At 67.7% G+C, this 25,804-nt stretch carries 26 protein-coding genes; 22 read left to right on the top strand and 4 right to left on the bottom strand.

Going from position 1 to position 25,804, the window contains the following annotated elements; translation table 11 throughout:
- Nucleotides 1-246: 246 nt before the first annotated feature.
- A complete protein-coding gene (locus FWJ47_RS10825; RefSeq protein WP_147108067.1) occupies nucleotides 247-1,272 on the top strand; it encodes an LLM class flavin-dependent oxidoreductase in 1,026 nt (341 codons plus the stop codon).
- A gap of 46 nt (nucleotides 1,273-1,318) precedes the next feature.
- Nucleotides 1,319-2,827 carry a serine hydrolase gene (locus tag FWJ47_RS10820; protein WP_147108064.1) on the top strand — a complete coding sequence of 503 codons (1,509 nt, stop codon included), beginning with the start codon at nucleotides 1,319-1,321 and terminating at the stop codon, nucleotides 2,825-2,827.
- Here FWJ47_RS10820 and FWJ47_RS10815 read toward each other — a convergent pair.
- From FWJ47_RS10815 to FWJ47_RS10805, 3 genes are all read right to left on the bottom strand, one after another.
- Nucleotides 2,824-4,590, bottom strand: a complete 1,767-nt coding sequence (locus FWJ47_RS10815; RefSeq protein ID WP_147108061.1) for an ABC transporter permease — start codon at nucleotides 4,588-4,590, stop codon at nucleotides 2,824-2,826. The genes FWJ47_RS10820 and FWJ47_RS10815 overlap by 4 nt on opposite strands.
- Entirely contained in the window at nucleotides 4,587-5,549 is a 963-nt protein-coding gene (locus FWJ47_RS10810) for an ABC transporter ATP-binding protein (RefSeq protein WP_147108058.1), read from the bottom strand. The genes FWJ47_RS10815 and FWJ47_RS10810 overlap by 4 nt, the downstream gene beginning before the upstream one ends.
- A 248-nt stretch (nucleotides 5,550-5,797) precedes the next feature.
- Nucleotides 5,798-6,082, bottom strand: a complete 285-nt coding sequence (locus tag FWJ47_RS10805; RefSeq protein WP_147108055.1) for a hypothetical protein — start codon at nucleotides 6,080-6,082, stop codon at nucleotides 5,798-5,800.
- Between FWJ47_RS10805 and FWJ47_RS10800 the strand changes: the two genes are divergently transcribed.
- The 4 genes from FWJ47_RS10800 (at nucleotide 6,081) to FWJ47_RS10785 (ending at nucleotide 10,204) form a co-directional block, all read left to right on the top strand.
- On the top strand, nucleotides 6,081-6,830 hold the full coding sequence (locus FWJ47_RS10800) for an ABC transporter ATP-binding protein (RefSeq protein ID WP_211359001.1): 750 nt from the start codon (nucleotides 6,081-6,083) through the stop codon (nucleotides 6,828-6,830). The two genes, FWJ47_RS10805 and FWJ47_RS10800, sit on opposite strands and share 2 nt — an antisense overlap.
- Nucleotides 6,827-8,107: an ABC transporter permease gene (locus FWJ47_RS10795; RefSeq protein ID WP_147108048.1), complete on the top strand. Its 1,281-nt coding sequence runs from the start codon at nucleotides 6,827-6,829 to the stop codon at nucleotides 8,105-8,107. The genes FWJ47_RS10800 and FWJ47_RS10795 overlap by 4 nt, the downstream gene beginning before the upstream one ends.
- A gap of 31 nt (nucleotides 8,108-8,138) precedes the next feature.
- Nucleotides 8,139-8,681: a hypothetical protein gene (locus FWJ47_RS10790; RefSeq protein ID WP_147108035.1), complete on the top strand. Its 543-nt coding sequence runs from the start codon at nucleotides 8,139-8,141 to the stop codon at nucleotides 8,679-8,681.
- A 98-nt stretch (nucleotides 8,682-8,779) separates the two neighbouring features.
- Nucleotides 8,780-10,204, top strand: coding sequence for an MFS transporter (locus FWJ47_RS10785; protein WP_147108032.1), 1,425 nt, complete (start codon nucleotides 8,780-8,782; stop codon nucleotides 10,202-10,204).
- A gap of 38 nt (nucleotides 10,205-10,242) precedes the next feature.
- Here the strand turns inward: FWJ47_RS10785 and FWJ47_RS10780 are convergent, their stop codons facing one another.
- Nucleotides 10,243-10,584: a hypothetical protein gene (locus tag FWJ47_RS10780; RefSeq protein ID WP_147108030.1), complete on the bottom strand. Its 342-nt coding sequence runs from the start codon at nucleotides 10,582-10,584 to the stop codon at nucleotides 10,243-10,245.
- A 42-nt stretch (nucleotides 10,585-10,626) separates the two neighbouring features.
- On the opposite strand from FWJ47_RS10780, the gene FWJ47_RS10775 reads away from it, so the two are divergent.
- From FWJ47_RS10775 to eno, 16 genes are all read left to right on the top strand, one after another.
- The gene (locus FWJ47_RS10775; protein WP_147108027.1) at nucleotides 10,627-11,220 is read left to right on the top strand and encodes a hypothetical protein; all 594 of its coding nucleotides are present in this window, start codon (nucleotides 10,627-10,629) and stop codon (nucleotides 11,218-11,220) included.
- Nucleotides 11,217-12,116 (top strand): exodeoxyribonuclease III, encoded by a 900-nt coding sequence (locus tag FWJ47_RS10770; RefSeq protein ID WP_147108024.1) that lies wholly within the window; start codon nucleotides 11,217-11,219, stop codon nucleotides 12,114-12,116. Before FWJ47_RS10775 ends, FWJ47_RS10770 begins: the two co-directional genes overlap by 4 nt.
- Nucleotides 12,113-13,117 (top strand): tryptophan--tRNA ligase, encoded by a 1,005-nt coding sequence (gene trpS, locus FWJ47_RS10765; protein WP_281289253.1) that lies wholly within the window; start codon nucleotides 12,113-12,115, stop codon nucleotides 13,115-13,117. Before FWJ47_RS10770 ends, trpS begins: the two co-directional genes overlap by 4 nt.
- 4 nt (nucleotides 13,118-13,121) lie before the next feature.
- Nucleotides 13,122-14,234 (top strand): YihY/virulence factor BrkB family protein, encoded by a 1,113-nt coding sequence (locus FWJ47_RS10760; RefSeq protein ID WP_147108020.1) that lies wholly within the window; start codon nucleotides 13,122-13,124, stop codon nucleotides 14,232-14,234.
- 183 nt (nucleotides 14,235-14,417) lie between these two features.
- Nucleotides 14,418-14,792 (top strand): succinate dehydrogenase, cytochrome b556 subunit, encoded by a 375-nt coding sequence (gene sdhC / locus FWJ47_RS10755; protein WP_281289264.1) that lies wholly within the window; start codon nucleotides 14,418-14,420, stop codon nucleotides 14,790-14,792.
- Between the two features lie 8 nt (nucleotides 14,793-14,800).
- Nucleotides 14,801-15,310 carry a succinate dehydrogenase hydrophobic membrane anchor subunit gene (locus tag FWJ47_RS10750; RefSeq protein WP_147108017.1) on the top strand — a complete coding sequence of 170 codons (510 nt, stop codon included), beginning with the start codon at nucleotides 14,801-14,803 and terminating at the stop codon, nucleotides 15,308-15,310.
- Between the two features lie 57 nt (nucleotides 15,311-15,367).
- The gene (gene sdhA, locus FWJ47_RS10745) at nucleotides 15,368-17,155 is read left to right on the top strand and encodes a succinate dehydrogenase flavoprotein subunit (RefSeq protein ID WP_147108014.1); all 1,788 of its coding nucleotides are present in this window, start codon (nucleotides 15,368-15,370) and stop codon (nucleotides 17,153-17,155) included.
- Nucleotides 17,155-17,943: a succinate dehydrogenase iron-sulfur subunit gene (locus FWJ47_RS10740; RefSeq protein WP_147108011.1), complete on the top strand. Its 789-nt coding sequence runs from the start codon at nucleotides 17,155-17,157 to the stop codon at nucleotides 17,941-17,943. The genes sdhA and FWJ47_RS10740 overlap by 1 nt, the downstream gene beginning before the upstream one ends.
- Before the next feature lie 100 nt (nucleotides 17,944-18,043).
- Complete coding sequence (locus FWJ47_RS10735; protein WP_147108006.1) at nucleotides 18,044-19,159, top strand: mannose-1-phosphate guanylyltransferase; 1,116 nt, start codon at nucleotides 18,044-18,046, stop codon at nucleotides 19,157-19,159.
- On the top strand, nucleotides 19,149-20,348 hold the full coding sequence (locus FWJ47_RS10730) for an amidohydrolase (RefSeq protein WP_147108003.1): 1,200 nt from the start codon (nucleotides 19,149-19,151) through the stop codon (nucleotides 20,346-20,348). The genes FWJ47_RS10735 and FWJ47_RS10730 overlap by 11 nt, the downstream gene beginning before the upstream one ends.
- Nucleotides 20,341-20,739 carry a cytidine deaminase gene (locus FWJ47_RS10725; RefSeq protein WP_147108000.1) on the top strand — a complete coding sequence of 133 codons (399 nt, stop codon included), beginning with the start codon at nucleotides 20,341-20,343 and terminating at the stop codon, nucleotides 20,737-20,739. Before FWJ47_RS10730 ends, FWJ47_RS10725 begins: the two co-directional genes overlap by 8 nt.
- Nucleotides 20,736-22,049: a thymidine phosphorylase gene (locus tag FWJ47_RS10720; protein WP_147107998.1), complete on the top strand. Its 1,314-nt coding sequence runs from the start codon at nucleotides 20,736-20,738 to the stop codon at nucleotides 22,047-22,049. Before FWJ47_RS10725 ends, FWJ47_RS10720 begins: the two co-directional genes overlap by 4 nt.
- A 14-nt stretch (nucleotides 22,050-22,063) precedes the next feature.
- The gene (locus FWJ47_RS10715; protein WP_147107995.1) at nucleotides 22,064-22,792 is read left to right on the top strand and encodes a DedA family protein; all 729 of its coding nucleotides are present in this window, start codon (nucleotides 22,064-22,066) and stop codon (nucleotides 22,790-22,792) included.
- A 9-nt stretch (nucleotides 22,793-22,801) separates the two neighbouring features.
- Entirely contained in the window at nucleotides 22,802-23,944 is a 1,143-nt protein-coding gene (locus tag FWJ47_RS10710; RefSeq protein ID WP_147107992.1) for an adenosine deaminase, read from the top strand.
- Between the two features lie 11 nt (nucleotides 23,945-23,955).
- Entirely contained in the window at nucleotides 23,956-24,342 is a 387-nt protein-coding gene (locus FWJ47_RS10705) for a MazG nucleotide pyrophosphohydrolase domain-containing protein (RefSeq protein WP_246126275.1), read from the top strand.
- Between the two features lie 2 nt (nucleotides 24,343-24,344).
- Nucleotides 24,345-25,619: a phosphopyruvate hydratase gene (gene eno / locus FWJ47_RS10700; protein ID WP_147107986.1), complete on the top strand. Its 1,275-nt coding sequence runs from the start codon at nucleotides 24,345-24,347 to the stop codon at nucleotides 25,617-25,619.
- Nucleotides 25,620-25,804 lie beyond the last annotated feature (185 nt).

Raw genomic sequence — 25,804 nt, 5'->3', positions numbered from 1 at the left:
CCAGTTGTGCCCCTTTAGCCAGTGAGCGGCCAATCTGGGCAGTATTCAGCGCAGCCATGCCCTCCTATGCTGCTCAGATTGGCCTCTCGCTGTCTTCGGTGTGAAGAGCTGTGCGCGTCCGGTTCAGACGACCAGCAGTTCTGGCCCACGGATGGCCGCGCGCTGCGCGGACGCGGAGCGGAGCGGCCATCGTGGCCGGGACTGTGCCTGAGGAATAGCCGCTGAGCTAAGAGGGTTTGCCCGGGCATGGCGAAAAAGATCGGCTTCCTCAGCTTCGGCCACTGGACTCCCTCTCCGCACTCTCAGACCCGCACCGGGCAGGATGCGCTGCTGCAGAGCATCGACCTGGCCGTGGCCGCTGAGGAGCTGGGGATCGACGGTGCGTACTTCCGGGTGCACCACTTCGCGCGGCAGCTTGCCAGCCCGTTTCCGCTGCTGTCCGCGATCGGCGCCCGGACCAGCAGCATCGAGATCGGCACCGGGGTCATCGACATGCGGTACGAGAACCCGATGTACTTCGCCGAGGATGCTGGTGCGGCCGACCTCATCTCCGAGGGACGGCTGCAGCTGGGCATCTCCCGGGGCTCGCCGGAGCAGGTCGTCGACGGGTTCTCATACTTCGGCTACCAGCCCGGTGAGGGCGAGAGCGCCGCAGACATGGCTCGCAAGCACACTGAAGTGGCCCTTCAGGTGCTTGAGGGCCGTGGCTTCGCCGAGCCGAACCCCCGGCCCATGTTCCCCAATCCGCCCGGGCTGCTGCGCATCGAGCCCTACTCCGAAGGTCTGCGCGAGCGGATCTGGTGGGGTGCCGGCTCAGACTCGACTGCGGAGTGGGCTGCGAAGATGGGCATGAACCTGATGAGCTCCACCCTGAAGGACGACGAGTCCGGGGAGCCGCTGCACGTCCAGCAGGCCAAGCAGATCCAGGCGTTCCGCGAGGAGTGGAAGAAGCACGACCACGGTTTTGAGCCGCGGGTCTCTGTCAGCCGCTCCATCATTCCGGTGGTCAGCGACCAGGACCGCGCCTACTTCCTTGGCCAGCGGGACTCCGAGGACAAGTTCGGCATGATCGATGAGAAGACCCGCGCGGTCTTCGGGCGCTCCTACACCGCTGAGCCGGACGAGCTCGTCGAAGAGCTCGCCAAGGACACTGCCGTCGCCGAGGCTGACACGCTTCTGGTCACCGTGCCCAACCAGCTCGGCGTCGAGTACAACGCCCATATTCTGGAGAGCATCGTGGAGCACGTTGCCAAGCCCCTCGGCTGGAAGTAGGACATAGGGCGGGCTGAGGACGGAGCTGTCTGGCACAATCTCATCCGTGTTTGAAACCGTTCCCTCTTCGCAGTGCCCTGGAACCCGTCCGCTCACCCGTGCTCTTGGGCTTGCCCTCGCCGGCCTGCTGGGCCTGACCGCCTGCCTGGACAACGGCGGGAACGGGTCCGACGGCGGAGCCCCCACCCCGCTCGACGGCGGCGACGGCTACCAGGCCCAGGAGGCCGACGAGGGCGCTCAGGACCCAGAAGCGTCCGAGTCCAGCATCAGCTTTCCCGACGACCCGGCCGGCGAGCTTGCCGAGGAGATCTTCGAGATCCTCAACGCTGAGCAGAACACCAGCGCCGAGCAATGGGAGGACCGGCTCAGCGAAGACTTCGTCGCCGAGGTCGACGCGGAGGAGTTCGCCGAGATTCTCAACCAGAACCTCCGCCCGGCCGCCCCCTGGGACGCCACCGACTACGAGGGCGACGAGACCAGCTCAGTCACCCGTCTGGAGTCCGAGGCCGCCGAGCTGGATCTGCAGATCGGGCTCGCCGAGGACGGCGAAACCATCGAGACCATCTTCTTCGCCGAGCCCTTCGAGCCGGCGGAGCCGGCCGATGGGTTCGAGGAGATCGCCGAGCGGCTCGAAGGTCTCCCCGGCGAGATGCATGCCGTCGTGCTGGAGGACGGCGAGCCGCTGCTGGAGATCGGCCAGCCTCACGAGCCGGCGCCTCTGGCGTCCACCGCCAAGCTGTATGTGATCCTCGCTCTGGCGGAGTCCATCGAGGAGGGCGACCATGAGTGGCTGGACGAGCTTGAGCTCACCGAGGACCTGCGCAGCCTGCCCTCCGGCACCCTGCAGGATCAGCCCGAGGGGTACACCACCACTGTCAGCGACGTGGCCCAGCGCACCATCGAGGTCTCCGACAACACCGGCACCGACATGCTCATCGAGCTGCTCGGCCGCGAGGCCGTGGAGGACGCCGTCGTCGAGTCCGGGCACTCTGAGCCTGAGCTGCTCCAGCCCTTCCTCACCACCCGGGAGCTGTTCCAGCTGCGCTGGGGGCACCCCGAGCTCAGTGAGGACTGGGAGGACCTGGACGAGGAGGAGCAGCGGGAGCGCCTCACAGAGCTTGAGGATGAGGAGCTCGACATCTCCTCCGACGATACCGGCGCCGACGATGTCGACTTCGCCATCGACTGGCACGCCAGCGCCTACGACATCGTCGCCGTCCACGAGGCGCTCGCAGAGTACGAGGACGACCACCCCGAGCTGAGCGCCGTCCTCGGCACCAACCCCGGCCTGGCCGGCGCAGTGGAGGAGCCGTGGTGGGACACCCTCGCGTTCAAGGGCGGGGGCCTGCCCGGCGTGCTCACCGGCAGCTGGCACGCCGTCGCCGAGGACGGCACCACCCGTACCGTAGTGCTGCTCGCCCAGCATGACGAGGCCCTGGGGGAGCACCGCGGCGAATTCTTCCAGCTGGCCCAGGACGCCCTGACCATCGGCACCGAGTCAGAGGACACCGGCGACGACGAGGACGAGGACGACGACGCCGGTGAGAACGGCTAGCGCAGAAAGAGCCGGCGCATCCGGTAGGTCGTCACGGTCATCCCTACGGCGACCATCACCAGGTAGTAGCCGATGTGCACCAGGCTCATCAGGCTGAAGTCCCAGAACGCGATGTGGCGCATCAGCTCCACCCCGTGCCACAGCGGCAGCACCTGAATGATGCGCTGCGCGACCTCCGGATAGACCTCGATGGGGAAGAGGGTCGCGGAGAATAGGAACATCGGCAGCATCAGGACCATCAGCCAGTCGAGCTGCTGGAACCGGGTCATGAAGGTGGTGATGGCCATTCCTGCGGAGGCGAACCCGAGGGCGATCAGCAGCGCGGCGGCCAGCATCAGCACAGCGGCGGCAGGGTCGACCAATCCGGCGCTCAGCAGCACCGCCAGGAACCCTGCGGCGTAGATGCCGCCGCGGAGCAGAGCCAGCAGGATCTCTCCCAGCGCCAGGTCCAGCGGGCCGAGGGAGGTGGCCATCATGGTCCGGTAAAGCTTGGTGAGCCGCAGCTTGAAGAACACGTTCACCGTGGAGTCGAACACGGCGCCGTTCATCGCTGAGACGGCCAGCAGGGCCGGGGCGATGAACGCGGCGTAGGCGACGGTCTCCCCGCTGACCTCGAACCCGTCGTCGAGCATAGGGGAGACGCCGAGGCCGAAGGATGTCAGGAACAGCACCGGCTCCAGGAATCCGGCGAAGAAGATCAGCTTCCGTCCGCTGCGGATTGCGGACAGGCCTCGCTCGAAGACCGCCCGGATGTTTCCCGAATAGAGGTTGGAGGCGAAACCGGTGCGGACGACCACGCTGGGCATCGCCCCGTCGGAGATGTCCTGCCGCCGCTCCTGCGCGGACAGCTTGGCTTTCCGCTTGGCCTCCGCGCGGGCACCGGGGACCCGGCCGCGCCATTCGGCGTAGCCCAGACGGGCTGTGTAGATCCGTTGGACGATTAGCCATCCCGCCACGATCACCAGCAGCAGGTACCCCACGTGCACACCGATCAGCCAGGCCGGGGTGGGCTGGCCGAAGGACAGGACCCGGCCCAGCTCGTTGGCGTGCCAGATGGGGGAGAGCCAGCCGAGGACCTGCAGGCCCAGGGGCAGGTTGGTCAGCGGGTAGAAGGTCCCGGAGAACAGGAACAGCGGCATCACGACGAACCGCTGAATGAGCGCGATCCGTCCGCGGTCGTCGCGCAGCGCGGCCACATAGGCCATGATCGGCAGGCCCAGGGCCAGCCCGCCCATGGAAGCGGTGATGATCTGCAGGAACGCCCATGGGGAGGAGATCACCCCGAAGAGCAGCATCACCGTCAGGAAGACGGAGGAATGAATGAGGAATCGCACGCAGACTGCGAGGATGTGCCCGGCGGCGATCTGCCGGGGCGTCAGCGGTGTGGCCTGGGCGGCGTAGTAGGTCCGCCGCCATTTGAACCCCTCCATCACCGGGAAGGTCATTTCGATGGCCCCGGACATCACCAGGGTGGAGGCGAGGATCGCGGGGGCGATGTACATCAGGTAGGACTCGGCGCCGTATTCGGCGAAGCTGGTGCCCTCTCCGATCAGCACGCCGAGGCCCAGCCCCATCGCGGCGATGTAGATGATCGGGTTGGCGATGGAGGCGAAGAGGATCACGCCGGCGTAGGCGCGCATGGACCGCAGCGTCCGCTCGGCCATGTGCAGCACCCCGCGGGTCGCCGCTGCCCGGGCGAGCCTGTCCTTGCCCGCAGCCTTCGGCGTCGTGCTGCGGCCTGTCTCAGTCAGCGGGGCGCTCAATCGATCAGAGTCCGTCCTGTCAGGCGCAGGAACACGTCCTCCAGGGAGGAGCGCCGGACCAGGGAGGTCACCGGCCTGTGCCCGGTGCTGTGGATGCGCTCCAGGGCGGATTCGGCGTCGGCGGCGTAGACGAGGAGGCGGTCAGGCAGGACTTCGATGTGGCGGTGGCCGATGTCGGCGGCCACCAGGACCGGCTCCAGCTCGGCGGCGATCTCCCGGTTGCGGTCCATGCCGAAGCGAAGCTCGAGCACCTCGCGGGTGGAGTGCTCGCGGATGAGTTCCTTCGGGGAGCCTTCAGCCATGATCCTGCCGTGGTCGACGACGATGAGCCGCTCGCAGAGCTGCTCGGCCTCTTCCATGTGGTGGGTGGTCAGCACCAGGGTGGTGCCGGTCTCCTTGAGCCGGAACAGCCGGTCCCAGAGCACGTGCCGTGCTTGGGGATCCAGGCCGGTGGTGGGCTCGTCGAGCAGGAGGATGTCGGGATCGTTGACGAGGGCCCGGGCGATGGTGAGGCGCCGTTTCATTCCGCCGGAGAGGTCCTCCACCCGGGATTCGGCCTTATGGGTCAGCTGGGCGAACTCGAGCAGCTCGTCGGCCTTGGAGGCCAGGTGCTTCCGCGGCAGGCCGAAGAATCTGCCGTACATGATGATGTTCTCCCGGACGGTGAGCTCCTCGTCCAGGTTGTCCTGCTGGGGGATCACTCCGAGCCGCGCCCGGACCCGGGGGCCCTCCTGCTGCGGGTCCAGTCCTGCGACCTCCATGGCTCCGGAGGTGCGGGAGGCGACGGCTGCGATCATCCGCATGGTGGTGGATTTGCCGGCCCCGTTGGGGCCCAGCAGCCCGAAGGCCTCGCCGCCGGCGACCTGGAAGGTGATGCCGTCTACGGCGGTGAAGTCGCCGTAGCGCTTCACCAGCTGGTCGGCGGTGATAGCAGGCGTGGGGGATACGGTCTCAGGCACGGGCACAAGCCTAGTCCCGGAGCTTCGGCGGCGAGCGGCAGGTGCCTGGCGGCCGGTCAGGTGAGCGGCGGGATCAGGCCGGATGGCACGACAGATGCTCCTGCCTGATACCGGTATGCAGGTCAGCTTCCTCAAACACTCTGCCCCGGGTCAGCTGGTGCTGGCCGTGCACAGGGCCTCAGCTCGGGGCGAGGCGCGCGAGAAGCTTGGCCGAGGAGCTCGCCCGGGGCTGCAGCAGGCGGGCCGAGTCAGACCTGCTCGGCCAGTTCAGGGTTGTGGTGATCTTGGTCGGCCACCGGGGCGGAGGGCACGAAGGGGTATCCCTCGACGAGATCCTCGCCGGTGAGGACGATGCGGCGGTCGCGGCACCACCGAGGGGGCACCGGTCGCCGAATCCGGTTCGTGCTGCACCAGCGGGACGCCTGCTCATCGCCTGCTGGGTCAGGGCCTGCCAGGGACGTTGGCGTGATCCGCTGTTCTTCATCCTCAGGGGTGACGCGCATCGCCGCCTCATCCGGAAGACTGATGGACATGACGCACACCACTGCAGAAATGCCCCCGGACAGCCGGGCTGAACCGGTGCTGGAGACCGAGAACCTGGTGAAGGTCTACGGCCGCGGCGAGACCCGCTTCGATGCGCTGAAGGGCCTGACCTTCGGCATCAGCCAGGGCGAGTCGGTCGCGATCGTCGGCAAGTCCGGCTCCGGCAAGTCCACCCTCATGCACCTGCTGGCCCTGCTGGACCAGCCCACCGCCGGCGTCGTCGCCCTTGACGGCACGCCGGTCAGCGGGCTGAAGGCCAAGGAGGTCTCCGCACTGCGGAACAAGACCTTCGGGTTCGTGTTCCAGCAGTTCTTCCTCAACCCCAATCAGACGGTGCTGGAGAACGTCACCCTGCCGCTGAAGATCGCCGGGGTGGGCAAGGCCGAGCGCAACGAGCGGGGCATGCGGGCACTGGAGCAGCTGGACATGGGCGCCAAGGCGAAGAACAAGGCGACGGCGCTCTCCGGCGGGCAGAAGCAGAGGGTCTGCATCGCCAGGGCCCTGATCAACAGCCCCAGCGTGCTGTTCGCCGACGAGCCCACCGGAAACCTGGACTCCAGCACGGGCGAGGTGGTCGAGGAGATCCTCTTCGGCCTGCACCGCGACTACGGCATCACTCTGGTGGTGGTCACCCATGATGAGGACCTGGCCGCCAAGTGTCAGCGCCGGCTGATGATGCAGGACGGCGAGATCGTCCGCGAGGAGACCGGCTCGAGCCCGGAGGGGGCCACCGCATGAAGAGCTTCGACCTGATCAGATCCGCGTTCGGCAACACCCTGCGCTCCAAGATGCGCACCGCGCTGACGGTCATCGCGATCGTCATCGGCGCCTTCACCCTCACTCTCACCTCCGGGCTGGGGGCGGGCATCAACCACACCCTGGACCGGATCGTCTCCGGCTTCGGCGAGGATGATTCCATCTACGTCATCCCAGCCATGGAGGTGGACGCCGAGGAGCAGGACGGCCCCGCGGAGTACGACCCCGATGCCGTCACCGACGCCGGATACGGCAGCGGGATGCTCACTGAGGACGATGTGGACTTCATCGAGGGCCTCGAGGGGGTCACCGGCGTGGATGCCTCCATCGCTGCCGACACCGACTATCTCGAGACTGAGGACGGCGAGCAGTACCAGCTGCAGCTCGACGACGCCCTCAACGCCCCGCTGGCTGAGCTCGCCGCCGGAGAGACTCCGGATTCGGAGGAGATGGAGATCACCCTGCCGGAGGACTGGCTGACGATCTTCGACGCCGAGACCGCTGAGGAGGTCCTCGGCGAGACGGTGATGATCGGCGCCAGCAGCGCCGTCGGCGAGCAGTCCTCGGTGGAGGCAGAGATCGTCGGCGTCACCCACGGATCCCTTGCCGGGGTCGGGTTCACACCCATTCCCTCGGTGGAGCTGACCGAGCAGCTCGCTGAGATCAACTCCGAGGGGTACGAGGGCACACAGCCTGAGGGCTACATGATGGTCGCAGTGCAGCTCTCCGACTTGGAGGCCTATGAGGAGGACATCAAGGACGCGCTGCAGGATGAGGGCCTCATGGGCCTGACGGTGGAGGACCAGATCGCTATGTTCGAGACCGTCATCGACGCGGTCACCTGGGTGCTCTCAGCCTTTGCCCTCATCGCCCTGCTGGCAGCGAGCTTCGGCATCGTCAACACCCTGCTGATGAGCGTGCAGGAGCGCACCCGTGAGATCGGGCTGATGAAGGCTCTGGGCATGTCCTCGGGCCGGGTATTCGGGCTCTTCTCCTTGGAGGCAGTGGTGATCGGGCTGATGGGATCGGTGATCGGCATCCTCTCCGGGCTGGTGGTCGGGTTCGCGCTCGACGCCGCGCTCACCGGGGGTGAGGACGCGCCCCTGGGCGACTTCGCCGAGCTCAGCCTCTTCGGGCTGAACCCGGCGGCGCTGGGGGGGATCTTCGCCCTGATCGTAGCGATCGCGTTCCTCGCCGGGACGCTGCCCGCCATGCGGGCCGCCCGAAAGGACCCCATCGAAGCCCTTCGGTACGAGTAGATCAACATCCTAGGAACGAGAAGGAGCGATCATGAGCAAATACGGAACCGCCGCCTACGATCCCAACGCCGCCTACGGCACCGGCCCGCTGACTGAGCCGGCCGGCGTCCGCAGGCTGAAGAGCCTGGTGCTGGTGCTGCTGGGCCTGAGCGTGGTCAGCTATGGCCTGATCACCGCATGGACTCTCAGCGATGCCTACGTGGACGGCATGATGGAGATGTATGACGACTTCGGGCTGCCGGCAGAAGACGCTGAAGAGGCGGCCCAGGGCGCCGGCGGAGTGATCGGAGCTGCCATCAGCGCGGCGATCATGGCCGGGCTCTACCTGCTGGTCTACTTCGGGCTGCGGGCCAAGGGGAACTGGGCGCGCATTCTAGGCATCGTCCTCGCGATCCTCGGGATCCTGGCCACCTTGGTGATGGGACTGTTCGGCCTGATGATGATCCCCTACTTCGACATGGATGTGCTCCTCCTCGCAGGAACGCTTCTGTACGTCGTGCACCTTGTGCTCACCGTGTACTGGCTGATCCTGGCCTTCAAGAAGGAGACCGCGCACTACCTCAGGACCGCCTGAGCAGTGCGCCCGCAGCTCGGAGCCCCGGGTCGCCGGACCCTCCAGCGGCCGCCCGGGGCTCCGCTGTGCGCACAGGGCCCCTGCGCTAGTGTGAGCAGGTGACTCAACCAGCAGCGGCGCCGGACAGGCGGGTGCTGGCGGCGCTGATGCTGCCGATGTTCGCCTCCCTGCTGAGCATCTCCTCGGTCATGGTCGCCCTGCCCGCGATCGAGGCGGGCCTGGGCGCCAGTTCCTCCGACCTGCAGTGGGTGCTCTCCGGGTACGCTCTCGCCTTCGGCGTCGGGATGGTTCCCGCCGGCCGGGCCGGGGACCTGTGGGGCCGGCGCCGGATGTTCCTCATCGGTGCTGGGCTGTTCGGCCTGGCCTCTCTCGGCGCGGCGCTGGCACCCACCCCCACCGTCCTGAACCTGATGCGGTTCGCCATGGGCTTCGGATCCTCCCTGCTGGTCCCTCAGGTCATCGGGATGATTCAGCGGCTCTTCACAGGCTCCGCCCGGGGGCGAGCATACGGGATGATGAGCACCGTCATCGGACTGGGCCTGGCACTCGGCCCACTCATCGCCGGAGTGCTTCTTGAGCTCGGGGAGGACCGCTTCGCCTGGCGGCTGGTGATGGCGGTCAACGTGCCCGTGGTCGCGGTCGCCCTCGTGCTCGCCTACCTGTGGCTGCCCGTCCCCAAGGACGACATCACCCCGCCGGAGCCCGGGCAGCCGCGCGGTCTGGCACGCCTGGACCCCCTGGGGGCAGTCCTGCTCACCACGGCGATCCTGCTCATCCTGCTGCCCGTCATCCAGTTCCAGAACCTGGTCGGGGCCGCGCTCGCCGTGGCCGGGCTGGTGCTGCTGGGGCTCTGGGTGCTCTGGGAGCGCAGCCTGGGACGGCGGAGCCCCGGTGCTCCCATGGTGGATCTGCGGCTGTTCGCCATCCCCAGCTTCACCTGGAACTCGTCCGTGCTGATCCTCTACTTCGCCGGGATGCCGGCGATGGGCGCCGTCGTCGCCGTCTACGTGCAGCAGGGGATGGGCCACAGCGCGCTCGTCGCCGGTCTCGTCACCCTGCCGGCCGCGATGCTGGTGATGCTGCTCTCCGCCCAGGTGGGCCGACGGGTGGAGCGGCTCGGCCCCCGCATGATGGTGGTCGGCACCGCGGCAGCGGTCGGCTCGGCCGCTGCACTGATGGGTGCCGCCCTGCTGATGGGCACTCCGCTGGCCTCTGTCTGGTGGATCGTTGCGGGAATGACCATCAACGGCGTCGCACAGGCGCTCATCATTCCCTCTGCTCAGACACTGTCCATGCAGGAGGTCCCCGAACATGTTGCCGGCGCCTCAGGCGGGGTGACCCAGACTGCCCAGCGCATCGTCACAGCCATCGGCATGGCAGGGGTGACAGGCGTCTACTACGCGGTCGCCGACGGCCAGGACGAGAGGAGCGGGCTTCTGATCGCCGCCCTCGTCCTCACCGCACTGATGAGCACAGCCCTCGTGGCCGCAGTGTTCGCCGCCCGCCGCGCCTCAAAGAGATAGCGCCGCAGGCGGCGGGAGAGCCTCCCCGAGCATCACGGCTAGCGCAGGCGGATGACCTGGCGAAGGTCCTTGCCGGTGACGTACTTGGGGGCCTCGGCAAAGATCTCGGCGCGCTCCTCGGACTCTTCCCACTCCCTCTCAGCGTCCGCGAAGTCCTCCGCGCTGCCGGGCCGCGAGACGAACCAGGTCAGCTGGGACTTGTCGTCGTCCAGCCACATGGATTCCACGGTGAAGCCGCGCCCCTCCCGGGCGGGGATGACCTTGGTCCGCAGGAACTCGACGAACTGGTCGGCCAGGGCCGGGTCCAGGGTGTAGCGGCGCATCCAGGTGGTGCGATCCTTCGCGGTGTCCGGTGCGATGCCCTCAGGAAGCTCAGTCATGGGTTTCATGCTACTCCCGCGGCTCTGACAGAATCGAGGATCATGAGCCAATCCCTGCCTTCTTCCAACCCTGCTGAGGCTGCAGTGGCCAATGCTGGCCGCCGCGGCACCGGCATCATCTTCGCGGTGATGGTCACCGTGCTGCTGGTGGCCCTGATCTTCGCGGCCAATGAGAACGACATCATCGGCTGGATCCTGGTGGCGATCTCCGCGGCCTGGCTGCTTCTGGCCATCGTCGTGGTGATCACCTTCCGCAGGGGCGCCCGCAAGTTCGGCGATGCTGTGGATTCAGCCCGCGCGGATGCGGCAGCCCGGAACACTGAGGCTTCCGGGGGAACCGCAGTAGTGGACGAGGACGCCCACTCGCGGAACCTGAAGCTGGACCACTCCTTCAAGATCGTCCAGGTCCAGCGCCGTGTGGTCGCCGCCGAGATCGGCAAGATCTCCCGCGGGGAGGGCCCCGACATGGAGATCGTGGACCGTGCCCTGGAGACTATTCAGTTCACCGCCCACAACGGCCGCGACATGCTCGCCGATGTCACGGGCCGGCGTCGGAGCAGCGACGCCGCCGAGGGCGAGCAGGACGGCGGCGGCCATGACGACCAAGGCACTATCGAGGGAGACGTGGTCCGATGAGCCAAGCCGCCGCACTGGCTGATGGCCCCCATGTGATCACCGACTCCAAGGCGGACGGGCACCTGCGGATCGGCAGCGTGAACGTCAACGGAATCCGTGCCGCTGAGCGCAAGGGGATGGGGGAGTGGCTCGCCCTGCGCGAGATCGACATCCTCGCCCTCCAGGAGGTCCGCGCCGACGGGGAGACTCTCACCGGACTGATCCGCAGGATGGCGGAGCAGGCCGGTGAGCAGGACCCGGCCTCCGCATGGCATGTCCACGAGCACGAGGCTGCCCAGAAGGGGCGTGCCGGGGTGGCGATCATCTCCCGCCGAGCACCGGTTGCCACCCGGGCGGGGATCGGCGAGGGACGCCCGGAGGACGACGGCCGCTGGATCGAGGCCGACTATGAGCTCGCCGGCGGCAGCATCCTGACGGTGGTGAGCGTCTACGTGCACTCCGGCGAGGTGGGCACTGAGCGGCAGGACCACAAGATGCGGTTCCTGCAGCACATGCTTGAGTACCTGCCGAAGCTTGCTGAGCGCACCGATCACATCCTCGTTCTCGGGGACCTCAACGTGGGTCACACCGAGCTCGACATCAAGAACTGGAAGGGCAACCGAAAGAACTCCGGCTTCCTTCCGGAGGAGCGCGCCTACTTCGACCGGTTCTTCGGCGACGCCGGGTACGTGGACGTCGCCCGCAGGCTTGCCGGTGAGGTTGAGGGGCCCTACACCTGGTGGTCCTACCGCGGGAAGGCCTTCGACAATGACACCGGCTGGCGCATCGACTACCAGATGGCGACTCCGGCCCTGGCGCAGAAGGCCATCAGTGCCAGGGTGGACCGTGCCGCGGACTACTCGCTGCGCTGGTCCGACCACGCCCCCCTGATCGTCGACTATAAGGAACTGCTGTGACTGAGCGCGTACTCTCCGGGATGCAGCCTTCGGCCGACTCCCTCCATCTGGGCAACTACCTGGGGGCGCTGGTCAGCTGGATCGACCTCCAGGAGTCCTGCGACGCCTTCTTCTTCATCCCTGACATGCACGCCGTCACTGTGGCTCAGAACCCTGCCGAGCTGACCGAACGGGTGCGCCGGACCGCCGCGCAGTACATCGCCGCCGGGATCGATCCGGAGCGGTCCACCCTGTTCGTGCAGTCCCACGTGCCGCAGCACGCCCAGCTGGCCTGGGTGATGATCTGCCAGACCGGCATGGGCGAGGCCGGCCGGATGACCCAGTTCAAGGACAAGTCCGCCAAGTCTGGGAGCGAGCATGCCGGCGTCGGCCTCTTCACCTACCCGATGCTCCAGGCTGCCGACATCCTCCTCTACCAGCCGCACTCGGTGCCGGTGGGTGAGGACCAGAAGCAGCACGTGGAGCTCACCCGCAACCTCGCCCAGCGGTTCAACCACCGGTACGGGGAGACCTTCAGGGTGCCCGAGCTGACCGTGCCGCAGGCGGGGGCGCGGATCTACGACCTGCAGAGCCCCACCGCCAAGATGTCCAAGTCCGCGGAGTCGCCCAACGGACTGCTGAACCTGATGGACACAGACAAGAGGATGGCCAAGAAGATCAGGTCCGCGGTCACCGATGATGGCGCTGAGATCCGCTTCGACCGTGAGGCCAAGCCCGGGGTGTCCAACCTGCTGAGCATCCACTCCGCGCTCTCCGGCAAGTCCTTCGAGCAGCTCGAGGATGAGTTCGCCGGGAAGATGTACGGCCATCTGAAGGTGGACCTCGCCGAGATCGTCGTGGAGCGGCTCGGCCCAGTGCGTGATCGGGCTCTGGAGCTGCTGGATGACCCCGCTGAGCTGGACGCCCTCCTCGCCCGAGGGGCGCAGAAGGCGCGTGCCGCGGCCGAGCCGGTGCTCGCCGACGTCTACCAGAAGCTCGGGTTCCTGCCCGCCGCTGCCTGAGCCCATGGCCTCCGGCGAGTCCGAGCAGCACCAGCACCCGCCTGCCTCCACGCTGCTGCAGGCAGCCCGGAAGAGGGTCTCCAAGCTCGATGAGAGGGAGGAGGCCGTCCCCAAGACCGACCCGATCGACCTGGAGGCGCTGAAGAAGGACGAGCTTCGCGCCCGCAGCGCCTACATCAGGACGCGCCGGGAGTCGGGGCCGCTGCCCCGAGCCGCCGCCTACGCGCTGTGGAAGAGCTCCCGCCTGGCGCGGACACGGCTCGTCCGGACGCTGAACCTGTTCTTCTTCCACTACGGCACCGTGATGGCTGCCGGTGCTGCGTACATGATGTTCTTCTCGATCGCTGCGGTGCTCTTCGCCGGGTTCGGCATCGTGGGGCTGATCATCGGAAGGAATGAGGAGTACCAGGAGCTCATCCTCCGGGGCGTCGGCAACGCCGTCCCCGGAGTCATCGACACCGGCGCCGGCGGGCTCTTCACCCCGGCGGAGCTCTTCGACACCACGGGGCTCAACCTGGCGGTGACCATCTCCTTGGCCGCGGCTGTGGTCACCTCCCTGTCCTGGATGCACGGGCTGCGCGCCGGAATCCGCAGCATTTGGGATCGCCCTCTGATGGCGGAGAACGTCATCCTGGTGAAGATCCGGGATCTCGGGATCATGATCGTCCTCGTGGCAGTGGTGCTCTCCTCTGCGGTGCTGGGTGTGATCAGCCACGGCTTCATCGATGAGATCTTCGACCTCGTCGGCTGGGAGGCGGGGGGAGCGGCCTACTGGCTCTCGCGGATCGTCTCGCTGGTGATCGTCTTCGGCCTGGACATGGTGGTGGCCTTCCTGCTGATGCGGGTGGCCTCCCGGCTGGTGATTCCGGTGGGGGCGCTGTGGCAGTCGATGCTGATCGCCGGTGTGGGCGCCTCGCTGCTGAGGCTGGGCGCCACAGAGTTTCTGTCCATGGGCGGCGGCGAGAATCCTCTGCTGGACGGCTTCGGCTCGGTGCTCGGGCTGTTCTTCTACTTCTACCTGTTCAGCCTGGTCTACCTGCTCGCTGCCAGCTGGGGCGCGGTCGCCGCGGCGGAACACGCCGAGCGGCAGTGGGGCTCCGCAGCGCGGAAGCCCTAGATCCCCGCCAGCGCGGCGGTTTTTCTACATCCTGTAGAAGTTAACTATTCGTCCTATGACATGAATTACAGCTAGGATGACGGGGATAACTATCGCACCCAAGCACCGCGACAGCGACGTCGCAGCGTCATCCATGGAGGTTCACCACCGGTGACACAGACAGCCGAAACCAAGGGAGGGACCCTGGCGAAGCGGGGCACCCTCTATAAGGGGCGTGAGGGGATGTGGTCCTGGGTCGGGCACCGCATCACCGGCGTCGGCATCTTCTTCTTCCTGCTGGTCCACGTGCTCGACACCTCCCTGGTGCGAGTCTCGCCTGAGGCCTACAACGCAGTGATCGGTGCTTACAAGCACCCGATCATGATCTTCGGCGAGATCGGGCTGGTCGGCGCGATCGTCTTCCACGCCTTCAACGGTCTGCGCGTGATCCTCGTCGACTTCTGGAAGCAGGGCACGCGCTACCACAAGCAGATGCTGTACGCAGTGCTCGTCCTCTGGTTCGTGACCATGGCGGCCTTCTCCGCCCGTCACCTGATGATCTTCTTCGGTGGGGAGTGAGAGCACCAATGACCGCAGCAGCAAACTCTGAAGCTACTCTTCCGTCCCAGGGCATCGAGGCCCCCCGCTCCGGCCGGGTGGACCCCAAATATCTGCGCAAGGGCTCCTCGCGCGGCAACTTCGAGATGGTGGCATGGGTCTTCATGCGCGTCTCCGGCCTTGCGCTGGTGGTGCTGATCTTCGTGCACCTCTACACCAATCTGATGGTCGGCGAGGGCATCCACCAGATCGACTTCGCCTTCGTGGCCGGCAAATGGGCCAACCCCGTCTGGCAGTTCTGGGACCTGACCATGCTGTGGCTGGCCATGCTCCACGGCACCAACGGCATGCGCACCATCGTCAACGACTACGCGGAGAAGGACTCCACCCGCATGTGGCTGAAGTCCATCCTCTACGTGGCGGCAGCCGTCATCATCATCCTGGGCACCATGGTGATCTTCACCTTCGAGCCCTGCATGGTGGACGAGTCCGGCGAACTGCTGGAGTATGCACCCAGCTTCTGCCAGAACGTCATCTGATCGACGCCGCCAGCACCCCTTTCACCTACGCACCACGAAAAGAGAGCCAGCCTCACCATGCAGGTTCATAAGTACGACGTCGTCATCGTCGGCGCCGGCGGCGCCGGCATGCGCGCAGCCATCGAATCCGGTCAGCGGGCCCGCACCGCTGTGCTGACCAAGCTGTACCCCACCCGTTCCCACACCGGTGCCGCCCAGGGCGGCATGTGCGCCGCGCTGGCGAACGTGGAGGAGGACAACTGGGAGTGGCACACCTTCGACACCGTCAAGGGCGGCGACTACCTGGTCGACCAGGACGCCGCTGAGGTCATGGCCAAGGAGGCCATCGACGCGGTCCTCGACCTGGAGAAGATGGGCCTTCCCTTCAACCGCACCCCTGAGGGAAAGATCGACCAGCGCCGGTTCGGCGGCCACACCCGTGACCACGGCAAGGCCGCCGTGCGCCGCGCCTGCTACGCCGCGGACCGCACCGGCCACATGATCCTGCAGACCCTCTACCAGAACTGCGTCAAGCACAATGTCGAGTTCTTCAACGAGTACTACGTGCTGGACCTCATCACCGTGGAGGAGGACGCCACCCGGGAGGACGGCACCTCCTACAAGCAGAAGCGCGTGGCCGGTGTGGTCTCCTACGACCTGGCCTCCGGCGAGGTTCACATCTTCCAGGCCAAGTCCGTGGTCTTCGCCTCCGGCGGCCTGGGCAAGATCTTCAAGACCACCTCCAACGCCCACACCCTCACCGGCGACGGCATGGCCATCGCCTACCGCGCCGGCATTCCGCTGGAGGACATGGAGTTCGTCCAGTTCCACCCGACAGGCCTCGCCGGCCTCGGCATCCTGCTCTCCGAAGCTGCCCGAGGTGAGGGAGGGATCCTCCGCAACAGCGAGGGCGAACGGTTCATGGAGCGCTACGCGCCCACCATCAAGGACCTCGCTCCGCGTGACATCGTGGCCCGCTCCATGGCGAACGAGGTCCGTGAGGGCCGCGGCGCCGGCCCCAACAAGGACTACGTCCTGCTGGACCTCACCCACCTGGAGCCGGAGCACATCGACGCGAAGCTCCCGGACATCACTGAGTTCGCCCGCACCTACCTGGGCGTGGAGCCCTACACCGAGCCGGTGCCGGTGTTCCCCACCTGTCACTATGCGATGGGCGGCATCCCGACCAACATCAAGGCGGAGGTGCTGCAGGACAACGACACCGTGGTCCCGGGCCTCTACGCTGCCGGTGAGGTCGCCTGCGTGTCCGTGCACGGCTCCAACCGCCTGGGCACCAATTCGCTGCTGGACATCAACGTCTTCGGCAAGCGTGCCGGCATGTACGCCGCCGAGTACGCTGTCGACGCGGACTTCGTCGAGGTCCCCGAGGCCTCCGAGACGTTCGTCAACGATCAGCTGAGCATGCTGCGGGACTCCGCCGGCACCGAACGGGTGGCCGCCATCCGCGCTGAGCTCCAGGAGACGATGGACGCCAACATGCAGGTGTTCCGCTCCGAGGAGACCATCAAGGAGGCCCTCTCCGAGATCGGAGCGCTCAAGGAGCGCTACCAGCAGATCACCGTGCAGGACAAGGGCCGCCGGTTCAACCTGGACCTGCTCGAAGCCGTGGAGCTGGGCTTCCTGCTGGACATGGCCGAGGTCATGACTGTCGCGGCCCTGCACCGCCAGGAATCCCGCGGCGGCCACTACCGCGAGGACTTCCCCGACCGCGACGACGAGAACTTCATGAAGCACACCATGCTCTACAAGGATGCTGAGGCTGAGACCGAAGGCATCCAGGGCATGCGCTTCGACACCAAGCCTGTGGTCTTCACCCGCTACGAGCCGATGGAGCGTAAGTACTGATGAGCACCCCCACTGTTGAGCAGGAGCCGGCAAGCAAGGTAGACCTCGGCGAGTCCGGCGGCGGCTCCGGCGCCGTCGAGTCCTTCACGGTCACCCTGCAGGTCCGCCGCTACGACCCCGAATTCTCCGAGGACGCCCGCTGGGACTCCTGGGAGCTGACCATGTACGGCACCGACCGTGTGCTGGACGCCCTGCACAAGGTCAAATGGGAGATCGACGGGTCCCTCACCTTCCGGCGGTCCTGCGCCCACGGCATCTGCGGCTCCGATGCGATGCGCATCAACGGCCGCAACCGCCTGGCCTGCAAGACCCTCCTGAAGGACCTGGACACCTCCAAGCCCATCATGGTGGAGCCCATCAAGGGCCTGCCGGTGGAGAAGGACCTCATCGTGGACATGGAGCCCTTCTTCCAGTCCTACCGCGAGATCATGCCCTTCCTGGTGAACAACTCTCCAGCACCCACCGCGGAGCGCCTGCAGTCCCCCGAGGAACGCGAGCGCTTCGACGACACCACCAAGTGCATCCTGTGCGCGGCCTGCACCAGCTCCTGCCCGGTCTTCTGGACCGACGGGCAGTACTTCGGGCCCGCCGCCATCGTCAACGCGCACCGTTTCATCTTCGACTCCCGCGACGACGCCGGCGACATGCGCCTCGAGGTCCTCAATGACAAGGAAGGCGTGTGGCGCTGCCGCACCACCTTCAACTGCACGGATGCCTGCCCCCGCGGCATCGAGGTGACCAAGGCCATTCAGGAAGTCAAGACAGCAGTCATCACCCGCTCCCTGTGATCGGTTGATCTGACGCCTTCCGAGGAGGGGTGAGGGCCGCAGCGGCCCTCACCCCTCCTCGCGTCTGGCGTCTTCCTCAACCCCCGATAGTCTGGTGCGCGTGACTTCGACAGATCCTCTCGCCCGGTTCCACGCCGTGATCCCCGCCGGTGGGGTGGGCACACGGCTGTGGCCGCTCTCCCGCGCCGATGCGCCCAAGTTCCTGCATGACCTCACCGGCTCCGGCACCACCCTGATCCGCTCCACCTATGAGCGCCTGACCCCTCTGGCCCCGGACCGCGTGATGGTGGTGACCGGGCTGAAGCACGCTGACGCGGTCACCCGGCAGATTCCTGAGCTCAACGGCCCAGACCTTGTCCTGGAGCCGGAGCCGAAGGACTCCGCGGCCGCCATCGGACTGGCGGCTGCCATCCTTGCCCAGCGCGACCCGAGCATCATCATGGGATCCTTCGCCGCAGACCAGGTGATCGCGCCCGTTCCGGACTTCCAGGACGCGGTGCGGGAGGCGGTCTCCACCGCCGCGGCCGGAAAGATCGTCACCATCGGCATCAAGCCCACCCACCCGTCCACCGGCTTCGGGTACATCCGGCAGGGCCAGCGGTACGAGGTCGAGGGCGCCCCGCACGCCCACCACGTCGCCGAGTTCGTGGAGAAGCCCGAGCAGGAGGTGGCCGACCAGTACGTGGCCTCCGGCGGCTACCTGTGGAACGCCGGCATGTTCGTCGCCCCCGTCGGTCTGCTGCTGGAGCACCTGGCCCAGACGGAGCCGGAGCTTCACGCCGGGCTCACCAAGATCGCGGCGGCCTGGAGCACCGAGGCCCAGGATCTCACCCTCGCGCGGGTGTGGCCCACGCTTCCGAAGATCGCCATCGACTACGCCGTGGCCGAGCCCGCCGCCGCGGCCGGGGACGTGGCCGTCATCCCCGGGGACTTCACCTGGGACGACGTCGGCGACTTCGCCGCGATCGCCCGCCTCAACCCCGCCAGCCACCAGGAGGGGATGACAGTCATCGGTGAGAAGGCCCGCGTCTACTCCGAGGACTCCACCGGAATCGTCGTCGCTGACACCAACCGTGTGGTCGCACTCATCGGAGTGGAGGACATCGTCGTGGTCGACACCGGCGACGCCCTGCTGGTCACCAACACCAGTCACGCCCAGAACGTGAAGCAGGCAGTGCAGGCCCTGAAGGAGAAGGGAGACAACGATGTCCTCTGAGCCCATCATCGCTTCTCTCGAAGAGCGGCTGATCGCGTTCCGGCGGGATCTGCACGCCCACCCGGAGCTGTCCTGGAAGGAGATCCGGACCACCGAGCAGATCAGGAAGACCCTGGAGGCTGCCGGCCTGGCCCCCCAGCTGCTGCCGGAGACCACCGGGCTCTATGCGGACATCGGGCCAGAGGGAGCGCCCTTTGCCGCGGGCTTCCGCGGTGACATCGATGCGCTGCCGATCACCGAGACAACCGGCCTGCCCTACGCCTCCTCCGCGGAGGGCGTCGCCCACTCCTGCGGGCATGACATCCACACCACCGTGATGCTCGGGCTCGCCCTGACCCTCAAGCAGCTCCACGACGACGGCAGGCTCGCCGCTCGCATCCGGGTGCTGTTCCAGCCTGCTGAGGAGAAGTTCCCCGGCGGCGCCCAGGAGATGGTGAGGCTGGGGCTGCTTGAGCCGCTGCCGCGGATCTTCGCCCTGCACTGCGACCCCAAGCTGACCGTCGGCGCCATCGGCACCCGGATCGGTCCGATCACCTCTGCCGGGGACCTCGTGCGCATTGAGGTCTCCGGGCGGGGCGGGCACACTTCCCGGCCGCACCTCACCGAGGACGTCATCGGAGCTCTGGGCCACATCGCGACCGTGGTGCCTGCAGTGCTGGCCCGCCGCATCGATATCCGCTCCGGTGTCTCTCTGGTGTGGGGCCACATCGAGGCCGGCAGCGCGGCCAACGCCATCCCGTCCGCCGGCACTCTTCACGGCACTATGCGCATCCTCGACGCCGAGGCATGGAAGGAGGCCGGGGGAGTGCTCGCCCCCGTGGTGCAGCAGGCTGCCTCGGCCTACGGGGTGGACGTCTCCCTGGACCACGTCCGGGGCGTCCCCCCGGTGCAGAACGCTGAGGATGAGACCGCCCTGCTGGACTGGGTCGCCAAGGAGGTCCTGGGCCCCAATGGTGTGACCCTGGCCGAGCAGTCGATGGGCGGGGAGGACTTCGGATGGATGACCCAGGAGATTCCCGGCTCCATGTTCCGCCTGGGCACCATGACCCCTGAGGGCGAGCTCTACGACCTCCACCGCGGTGACTACGCCCCGGACGAGCGGGCCATCCGCGCGGGGCTCAGCGTGATGGCCGGGGTGGCCCAGGTCTGCGCGGACGAGCTGACGAGAGCCGAGGCCGCCGATGGCTGAGCCGGACTTCGACGCGCTCACGCAGGCCGCCCGTCAGGCGATGGCCGCCGCCTACGCCCCTTACTCCGGCTACCCCGTGGGAGCCGCCGCCCTGACCGACGGCGGGCGGGTCATCACCGGCTGCAATGTGGAGAACGCCAGCTACGGCGTCGGGCTCTGCGCCGAATGCGCCCTGGTGGGCCAGCTGCAGCTCACCGGCGGCGGTAGGATTGTGGCCTTCGCCTGTGTGAACGGCGCCGGCGAGACCATCATGCCCTGCGGCCGGTGCCGGCAGCTCCTCCACGAGTTCGCCGCCCCGGGCTTCCGCATCCTCACACCCTTGGGCGTCCGCGACTGGGAGCAGGTCCTGCCCCAGGCGTTCGGCCCCGCAGACTTGGAGGCACCCCAGTGACAGCACCTGCTCACGATGTCGTCGACCTCATCCGCACCAAGCGCGACGGGGGCACCCTCGCCCCGGATCAGATCAGCTGGCTCATCGGCGCCTACACCGACGGCACTGTCGCCGACGAGCAGATGAGCGCGATGGCCATGGCCATCCTGCTGCGCGGCATGGATCGAGCCGAGATCGCCCAGTGGACCCAGGCGATGATCAGCTCGGGGGAGCGCATGGACTTCAGCAGCCTCACCCGCGCCGACGGCACCCGCCGGCGCACCTCCGACAAGCACTCCACCGGGGGAGTCGGCGACAAGATCACCCTGCCTCTGGCGCCCCTGGTGGCAAGCTTCGGGGTGCCGGTCCCGCAGCTCTCCGGCCGCGGCCTCGGCCACACCGGCGGCACCCTGGACAAGCTGGAGTCGATCCCCGGCTGGCAGGCTCACCTCAGCAATGAGCAGATGCTGGACCAGCTCGACCGCATCGGCGCGGTGATCTGCGCCGCCGGATCGGGACTGGCGCCGGCGGACAGGAAGCTCTACGCGCTGCGGGACGTCACCGGCACCGTGGAAGCCATCCCGCTGATCGCCAGCTCCATCATGTCGAAGAAGATCGCGGAGGGCACCGACGCCCTCGTCCTGGACGTCAAAGCAGGCGCCGGCGCGTTCATGAAGACCCGGGCCGACGCCGAGGAGCTCGCCCGCACCATGGTCGCCCTGGGCACTGACGCCGGGGTGAGCACCACTGCTCTGATCACCGGGATGGACGCTCCGCTGGGGCTCACCGCCGGCAACGCGGTCGAGGTGGAGGAGTCCCTCGAGGTCCTCGCCGGGGGCGGGCCCGCCGATGTCGTCGAGCTCACCCTCGCCCTGGCTGAGGAGATGCTCGCCGGCGCAGGGGTCGAGGCCGACCCCGCCGAGCACCTCGCCAACGGCAAGGCGATGGACTGTTGGAGGCAGATGATCCGGGCACAGGGCGGAGACCCGGAGGCCCCGCTGCCGGAGCCCAAGCACACCCACACCATCACCGCCCCCGCCAGCGGCACGCTCTCCCGCTTGGACGCCTACGCGGTCGGCGTCGCAGCCTGGCGGCTCGGCGCCGGACGCGCCCGCAAGGAGGACCCCGTCCAGGCGGCCGCCGGGGTGCGCATGCACGCCAAGCCCGGCGAGAGGGTCACCGCGGGCCAGCCGCTGCTGACCCTCACCACCGACGAGGAGTCCCGTGTCCCCCGGGCGGAGGAAGCCCTGGCCGGTGCGGCGGAGATCGCCGACTCCGCCTGGCAGCCGAAGCCGCTGGTCTCCGCACGCGTGTCCGCCGAGGACCTGTGAGGCAGGGCTGACCGGTGGGAATCCTTGAGCTCCTCGACGTCCTCCAGGACTGGGTGGTCGACGCCGCCGCAGGCTGGTGGACGCTGCTCGGGCTCTTCGGGTTCGTCACCGTCAACGGGTTCTTCCCGCCTCTGCCCTCGGACTCGCTGATCATTGCGCTCGGCTCGGTGCAGGACGAGCCCGGCACCCCCTGGTGGCCCTGGGTGATCCTCACCGCCGGGGCCGCGGCGGTGCTCGGCGACTTCATCGCCTACCGGCTGGGTCGGGCCATCGGCACCGAGCGGTTCCGCTGGATGCGGCGGCCGACGATGCAGCGCACCCTGGCCTGGGCCCGCCACGGCCTGGACAAGCGCGGTGTTCCGGTCATCTTTGTGGGCCGCTTCATCCCCGGGGCCCGGGTCGGCATCAACTTTGTGGCCGGCTCCACCCGCTACTCGCTGCCGAGGTTCCTGCTGATCGACGCCGCCGCCTCCCTGGTCTGGGCCTCCTGGCTGGTCACCCTGGGCGCGGTGGGGGAGGCGATCTTCGGGCACATGCTGCTGGCGATGGCAGTCGGGATCGTCTTCGCGATCGTCGTCGGCCTGGTCTGTGAGCGGATCTTCGCCGTCGTCACCCGGTGGCTGGACAGCCGAGGCGTGCATCTGGACCCGGAGGGATACCAGGACACCTCAGCCATCGATATCCCGCCTCCGGTGCGGCTGCGCCGCCACCAGGACGACGAGGACGGACCCGCACACCGGTAGGCTGAGGGCATGGCGATGACAACGAGCCTCGAGACCCAGATCCGCGACCTCCCCAAGGTCTCCCTGCATGACCACCTGGACGGCTCCCTGCGGCCGTCCAGCCTGATTGAGCTGGCCGGGCAGGTCGGCCACGAGCTGCCCACCGCTGATCCGGAGGAGCTTGCCGAGACCTTCCGCGCCAACGCCGACTCCGGCGACCTGGTGAAGTACCTGGAGGCCTTCGCGCACACCACCGCCGTGATGCAGTCGGCCGAGAACCTGCGCCGGGTGGCCCGTGAGTACGTGGAGGACCTCGCCGCCGACGGCATCGTCTACGCGGAGGTCCGCTGGGCCCCTGAGCAGCATGTCCAGGGCGGCCTGAGCCTCGACGAGGCCGTGGAGGCTGTCCAGGCAGGCCTGAACGACGGCGTGGAGTCGGTCGCCGACAAGGACGGCATCATCGTCATCGGGCAGCTGCTCTGCGCGATGCGCATGAACGACAACGCCGACGAGATCGCTCAGCTCGCCCTGCGCCACCGTGAGCGCGGCGTCGTCGGCTTCGACATCGCCGGGCCGGAGGACGGGTTCCTGCCCAAGCGCTTCGAAGCCGCCTTCACGACCCTCGCGGAGAACATGCTCCCCACCACCGTGCACGCCGGCGAGGCCGCGGGGGTCGACTCCATCAGCGACGCCCTGGTCTCAGGCCGGGCCCGCCGCCTCGGCCACGGCATCCGCATCGCCGAGGACATCAGCCTCACCGAAGGCGTGGACTCCCGCTCGAAGGACGCCGAGGACGGCGACGAGCAGCTTGTTGAAGTATCCCTCGGCGACACTGCCCGCTGGGTCCGCGACCGCCAGGTCCACCTCGAGACCAGCCCCACCTCCAACCTGCAGACCGGTGCGGTCACCGCGCTCACCGGCCGGGAGGAGAGCAGCATGGTCGAGCACCCCTTCGACATGCTCTACCAGCTGGGCTTCAACGTCGGCGTGAACACCGACAACCGGCTCGTCTCCGGCGTCACCCTCTCCGGTGAGCTGGCAGCGGTCGCGGAGGCCTTCGACTACGGGCTGGCCGAGCTCGCCGACTTCCAGATCAACGCCCTGGAGGCCAGCTTCCTCGGCTACGAGGAGCGCGAGGCTCTCTCGGCGTTCATCCTGGAGGCCTGGCAGTAGGCATGGAGCACATGGCCGCGCTGCAGCGCACCGTCTCCGAGCTGCGCGAGCACTGCCCGTGGACCGCCGCGCTCGATCACCGGGCCCTGGCCGAGTACCTCACCGAGGAGGCTGAGGAGGTCGCCGAGGAGATCCGGGCCGGGGTCACCGGCGAGCCGCTGCGCAGGGAGCTCGGAGACGTGCTGCTGCAGGTGGTCCTCCACGCCCAGCTTGCCGCTGAGCGCGGAGAGTTCACCCTCGACGACGTCGCGGAGGCCATGTACGCGAAGCTCGTCCGCCGCAGCCCGCACGTCTACCGGCCCGACGGCACCCTGGACCCCCAGCAGGCCAGCCTCGAAGAGATCGAGGCCGCCTGGCAGCGCATCAAAGCTCAAGAAAAATCGGAAGAAGGAGAATAGCCATGTCCCTCATCGCCAGTGTCTACGGGCGCGAGATCCTCGACTCCCGCGGCAACCCGACCGTGGAGGTGGACGTCCTGCTCGACGACGGCAGCTTCGGCCAGGCCGCCGTCCCCTCCGGCGCGTCCACCGGCGCCTTCGAGGCTGTGGAGCTGCGTGACGGCGACAAGTCCCGCTACCTCGGCAAGGGCGTGACCAAGGCCGTCAAGGCTGTCAACGAGGTCATCGCCCCCGCATTGGAGGCCCTGGACGCCACCGAGCAGCGCCTCATCGACCATGTCCTCCTCGAGCTCGACGACACCGAGAACAAGGGCTCCCTGGGCGCCAACGCAATCCTCGGCGTCTCCCTGGCCGTGGCGAAGGCTGCCGCTGACGCCTCCGACCTCCCCCTCTACAAGTACCTCGGCGGACCCAACGCCCACGTGCTGCCGGTGCCGATGATGAACATCCTCAACGGCGGATCCCACGCCGACTCCAACGTGGACATCCAGGAGTTCATGATCGCCCCGGTCGGCGCGGCCACCTTCACTGAGGCGCTGCGCACCGGCGCCGAGGTCTACCATTCCCTGAAGTCCCTGCTCAAGGAGAAGGGGCTCTCCACCGGCTTGGGCGACGAGGGCGGCTTCGCCCCCGACCTGTCCTCCAACCGTGCCGCCCTCGACCTCATCACCGAGGCCATCGTGCGCGCGGGCTACAAGCCCGGCGAGGATGTGGCGCTGGCCCTGGACGTCGCTGCCACCGAGTTCTACTCCGAGGGGGCCTACACCTTCGAGGGCGAGTCCAAGACCCCCGAGCAGATGAGCGAGTACTACAGGGAGCTCGTCGAGGCCTACCCGCTGGTCTCCATCGAGGACCCCCTGGACGAGGACGACTGGTCCGGCTGGAAGACCCTCACCGACACCATCGGCTCCAAGGTCCAGCTGGTGGGCGACGACCTCTTCGTCACCAACCCGACCCGCCTGGCCAAGGGCATCGAGAGCAGCACCGCGAACAGCCTGCTGGTCAAGGTGAACCAGATCGGCTCCCTCACCGAGACGCTGGATGCGATCAGCCTCGCCCAGCGCAGCCGGTACACCACCATGATCAGCCACCGCTCCGGCGAGACCGAGGATGTCACCATCGCCGACATCGCCGTGGCGACCAACGCCGGCCAGATCAAGACCGGCGCCCCGGCCCGCTCCGAGCGTGTGGCCAAGTACAACCAGCTGCTGCGCATCGAGGAGGAGCTCGGCGATGCTGCTGACTACGCCGGCCGCTCCGCGTTTCCTCGTTTCTGAGCTGGTCCCGACGGCACACGCATGTCCCGCACGCCCCTCGGCCGAGTGGGTAGGCGCCGGACTGTACGCCTGAGGGCCCGCTGGCTCTGCGCTGATGAGCAGACCCTCTGACGCTTGGCGTGTCAGAGGGTCTGCTCATACTGCGGCGCCTTTACGCTGATCACAGCCTTCCCCATCGAGCAGCA

Origin of the sequence: Nesterenkonia populi, assembly GCF_007994735.1 — a bacterium.
In the GTDB taxonomy this organism is placed as follows: Bacteria; Actinomycetota; Actinomycetes; order Actinomycetales; family Micrococcaceae; genus Nesterenkonia; species Nesterenkonia populi.
This window is presented reverse-complemented; position numbering and strand designations above follow the sequence as displayed.

Bases quoted from the DNA above. Each gene is read 5' to 3' on its own strand.
- FWJ47_RS10825 (WP_147108067.1), top strand. From the start codon at position 247: ATGGCGAAAAAGATCGGCTTCCTCAGCTTCGGCCACTGGACTCCCTCT.
- FWJ47_RS10800 (WP_211359001.1), top strand. From the start codon at position 6,081: ATGACGCACACCACTGCAGAAATGCCCCCGGACAGCCGGGCTGAACCG.
- FWJ47_RS10805 (WP_147108055.1), bottom strand. From the start codon at position 6,082: ATGTCCATCAGTCTTCCGGATGAGGCGGCGATGCGCGTCACCCCTGAG.
- FWJ47_RS10795 (WP_147108048.1), top strand. From the start codon at position 6,827: ATGAAGAGCTTCGACCTGATCAGATCCGCGTTCGGCAACACCCTGCGC.
- FWJ47_RS10790 (WP_147108035.1), top strand. From the start codon at position 8,139: ATGAGCAAATACGGAACCGCCGCCTACGATCCCAACGCCGCCTACGGC.
- FWJ47_RS10780 (WP_147108030.1), bottom strand. From the start codon at position 10,584: ATGACTGAGCTTCCTGAGGGCATCGCACCGGACACCGCGAAGGATCGC.
- FWJ47_RS10775 (WP_147108027.1), top strand. From the start codon at position 10,627: ATGAGCCAATCCCTGCCTTCTTCCAACCCTGCTGAGGCTGCAGTGGCC.
- FWJ47_RS10770 (WP_147108024.1), top strand. From the start codon at position 11,217: ATGAGCCAAGCCGCCGCACTGGCTGATGGCCCCCATGTGATCACCGAC.
- FWJ47_RS10760 (WP_147108020.1), top strand. From the start codon at position 13,122: ATGGCCTCCGGCGAGTCCGAGCAGCACCAGCACCCGCCTGCCTCCACG.
- FWJ47_RS10750 (WP_147108017.1), top strand. From the start codon at position 14,801: ATGACCGCAGCAGCAAACTCTGAAGCTACTCTTCCGTCCCAGGGCATC.
- sdhA (WP_147108014.1), top strand. From the start codon at position 15,368: ATGCAGGTTCATAAGTACGACGTCGTCATCGTCGGCGCCGGCGGCGCC.
- FWJ47_RS10740 (WP_147108011.1), top strand. From the start codon at position 17,155: ATGAGCACCCCCACTGTTGAGCAGGAGCCGGCAAGCAAGGTAGACCTC.
- FWJ47_RS10730 (WP_147108003.1), top strand. From the start codon at position 19,149: ATGTCCTCTGAGCCCATCATCGCTTCTCTCGAAGAGCGGCTGATCGCG.
- FWJ47_RS10725 (WP_147108000.1), top strand. From the start codon at position 20,341: ATGGCTGAGCCGGACTTCGACGCGCTCACGCAGGCCGCCCGTCAGGCG.
- FWJ47_RS10710 (WP_147107992.1), top strand. From the start codon at position 22,802: ATGGCGATGACAACGAGCCTCGAGACCCAGATCCGCGACCTCCCCAAG.
- FWJ47_RS10705 (WP_246126275.1), top strand. From the start codon at position 23,956: ATGGCCGCGCTGCAGCGCACCGTCTCCGAGCTGCGCGAGCACTGCCCG.
- eno (WP_147107986.1), top strand. From the start codon at position 24,345: ATGTCCCTCATCGCCAGTGTCTACGGGCGCGAGATCCTCGACTCCCGC.